Here is a 3,563-nt window from a genome sequence, read left to right on the forward strand (position 1 = left end):
CGATGCAATCATTACTGAGCATCAAGCCGATCAACTGGCGGCGTTGTCTGAAGGACAGCAATGACACTACAGCAGGCGATAATCTGGGGCAGAGAGCAATTAAGTCAAAGCGAAGACGCGGCTGCTGATGTATCTGCCTTACTTTGTTATGTGTTGAATAAAGAAAAAGCCTATCTTCTGACCTGGCCTGAAAAGGAACTCACGGCTGAGCAGCTTGAGCATTATCGGAGCGTTATTGCAGCTCGCCAGAAGGGGCGTCCGGTGGCTCATATAACCGGTCGCCGCGAGTTTTGGTCACTGATGCTTGAAGTTAACGACAGTACTTTGATTCCCCGGCCCGACACCGAAACCCTGGTTGAAGCCGCCCTTAGCCTGGAGCTTCCTGAAAACGCCCGTGTGCTCGATTTAGGTACAGGAACCGGAGCGGTGGCACTGGCGCTAAAGTCGGAACGACCCGGGTGGCAGGTTATGGCGTGTGACAGCAATGAAGCAGCCGTTGAACTGGCTAAGCGTAATAGTAAAAAATTAGGCTTAGATGTTGATATTTTGTACAGCGACTGGTTTCAATCTGTGCCAAAGTCGCTTAACTTTGACTTGGTGCTATCCAACCCACCTTATATTGATGCTGGCGATCCACATTTAGGCGCAGGGGATGTTAGATTTGAACCCCATACGGCATTAGTTGCAGAAAATAATGGTTTAGCCGATATTGAGACTATTATAAAACAGGCTAATGAACGTTTAGTTGAACAGGGCTGGTTACTACTTGAGCAAGGATGGCAACAGGCAGATAGTGTCGTTGAGCTGTTGTTGAAAAATGGTTATAAAATGATTAACCGTTGGCAGGATTATGCTAGGGTAGAACGAGTTACCGGTGGGAAGAAAGCCAGGGCGGAGAGAGAATAATAATGAGCAATCAGTTTATGTTTGCTGACGAAGCCAGCCAGCAAACCACAAAATTACCGACAGAATACTGGAAAATTCTGATTGTCGACGACGAACCAGAGGTGCACGCCGTAACCAAACTGGCCTTAAACGACTTTAATTTTTTAGGTCGTGGGTTAAAGTTTTACAGTGCTTTTTCTGGTGAAGAAGCGCGGCAATTAATCGATGAACACCCTGATGCGGCAATACTGTTACTGGATGTTGTCATGGAAACAGACGACGCCGGACTGCAGGTGGCGCGCTATATTCGCGAACAGGCAGACAACCACTTTACCCGCATTATTCTGCGAACCGGGCAGCCGGGGCAAGCGCCAGAGCGTACGGTTATCGTTAATTACGATATTAACGACTATAAGTCTAAGACAGAACTTACGGCGCAAAAACTCTTTACCGCAGTCATGTCATCGTTGCGTTCATACCGCGATATTATGTCGATTGACCAAAGCCGTCACGGGCTTGAAAAAATCATCTCAGCTTCTGCGAACCTTTACGCTTTACAGCCAATGAATAGCTTTGTTGATGGTTTAGTGCAACAACTCAGTTGGGTTATTGGCGGGGCAAAGCAGACGCTTTATGCAACGTCTAACGAAGACGGTTCCACCTATAAAGTTCTGGCCGCTCATGGTGAAGACTCAAAAGTTTGTGTCGGGCAAACGTTACGCTCTGTTATCCCGTCAAAAGCTTTGTCAGAACTTGAGCATGTTATTGCCAACCATGGTTCCTATTATGGCGACGACTTCGTGCTTTTATATTGCCGCAGTCACTGTCGTGCACATGGATCCGTTTTGTTTATCGGAGGCTTGTCTCGCCCTCTGACCGCAGACGATCATCACGTTCTTCAATTGTTTTCAGAGAACGTCCAACTGGCACAGGATAACGTCGTGTGCCTGGAAGATTCCGATAAATTCCTGGCGCGCTTAGCGGATCAGCTGATGCTTCACCATGCAAGCCAGTTTAATCGTGTTCTCGAGCAAGACAATGAAGTTCGTTTGACTTACGAAATAGCACAACGGGTTGTTGCAGATGACGCGGAAACGACCGCATTAGCCTGGTCATTGTTCGCACAAGCTCGGCCATTACTCGATTGCGCAACTGATGCCGCAGCTGCCGTAGAAACAACCTGTCAGCAGCGTGTTGCACGTTCACTGAGAGCATTAGCGCATGGTGAGCATGAAGCAACACAGAGTGCCCACAGAGCATTAATAGAAAGACTTGAGCGGTGGGACGGACTGGGTTTGCCGGAAGGTAAACAAGGTTCCGATATTGCAATAAGTACTCAAGTTTTGTTATTAACTGAGCAGCTTCTGGAATGGTGGGAGAGTGGCATCAGCGATGACGATATTACAGTACGGTTGAACGATGAAAAAGGTCGCTACTATTCACCCAAGTTTCTTGATGTAGTGATTAAAGCCCTGCCTGAACTTAGAAAAATTTAATTAAATAATAAGAGGTTACTTGTGTACACTGCTTTTAAACACTTACATGTATTGTTTGTGCTGATTTCGATCAGCCTTTTTTTATTCCGTTTCGTACTGCAATTAATTGACTCGCCACTAGTTAAAAAGAAGTGGTTAAAAATAGTCCCTCACGTTAACGACACCTTATTGCTGCTTAGCGCCGTTGGTATCATGGTGAGCTTAAGTATGTACCCAATTCAGGTTCCCTGGCTAACGGACAAAGTGATAGGTGTTATTGCCTACATTGGCTTTGGCGTATTAGCCATGAAAGGAAAGACAGCTGGCGCTCGCTGGTTAGGGTTTATTGGTGCCTGTGGCTGGATAGCATTTCTGCTGCACGTTGCAATGTCAAAACAAGCACTTATTGCCGGTTAATTTAAGGGAATATCTATGTTAGCGCCTGAATCAGTTGTTTCTCAAACCAATGCGTTAATTACCAACGACGGAGTTGTTGCCGGACTATTATTTGCAATTCTCGGTTTCGTTTTTTATACCAACACCAGTGAACATCCTGCTTTCAAAAAGTTTTACCGTTTTGTTCCTGCGTTGTTGCTTTGTTATTTTCTGCCGTCTTTATTGAATACCTTTGGTATTGTTGACGGAAACCAGACAGCAGTAACCGATATTGCTATGGATTACCTGTTACCTGCCTGTATGGTTTTACTGACTTTAAGTCTGGATGTTAAAGCCGTTTTAGGTCTTGGTTCTAAGGCTCTTATTCTGTTCTTAACCGGTACCTTCGGTATTGTCATTGGTGGTCCAATTGCTTTGCTACTGGTTTCTGCTGTGTTTCCGGAAATGATAGGCGGAGCAGGGCCTGACGCTGTTTGGCGAGGAATGACAACAATTGCCGGAAGCTGGATTGGCGGTGGTGCTAACCAGGCCGCAATGAAAGAAGTGTATGAAGTGGGTGGCGATATTTTTTCCGCCATGGTCACTGTTGATATTATTGTCGCCAACCTCTGGATGGCAGTATTGCTGTATATGGCTGCAAACTCTAAGAAGATAGACGCTCGCACAGGAGCAGATACATCAGCTATCGACAATATTCGCCACAGAGTTGAAAAGTATGAAGCGGAGCATGTCAGAAACCCCAGCTTACGCGACTTGATGCTCATTTTAGCTATTGGCTTTGGTGTTGCTGGCTTGGCGCATTTATTA

General features: G+C 46.0%; 4 protein-coding genes. All 4 read left to right on the forward strand.

Translation table 11 applies throughout. The features are described from left to right. Nucleotides 1–60: 60 nt before the first annotated feature. A complete protein-coding gene (prmC, locus tag B3180_RS11490; protein WP_054487155.1) occupies nt 61–906 on the forward strand; it encodes a peptide chain release factor N(5)-glutamine methyltransferase in 846 nt (281 codons plus the stop codon). 2 nt (nt 907–908) lie between these two features. Then, nucleotides 909–2,381 carry a DUF3369 domain-containing protein gene (locus B3180_RS11495; RefSeq protein ID WP_054487157.1) on the forward strand — a complete coding sequence of 491 codons (1,473 nt, stop codon included), beginning with the start codon at nt 909–911 and terminating at the stop codon, nt 2,379–2,381. Between the two features lie 21 nt (nt 2,382–2,402). Next, nucleotides 2,403–2,777: a SirB2 family protein gene (locus B3180_RS11500; protein WP_054487160.1), complete on the forward strand. Its 375-nt coding sequence runs from the start codon at nt 2,403–2,405 to the stop codon at nt 2,775–2,777. 15 nt (nt 2,778–2,792) lie between these two features. Continuing rightward, a partial coding sequence (locus B3180_RS11505; RefSeq protein WP_286844661.1) for a DUF819 domain-containing protein occupies nt 2,793–3,563 on the forward strand: 771 nt, incomplete at its 3' end.

This window comes from Idiomarina sp. UBA4206 (assembly GCF_002383015.1).
GTDB lineage: Bacteria > Pseudomonadota > Gammaproteobacteria > Enterobacterales > Alteromonadaceae > Idiomarina > Idiomarina abyssalis.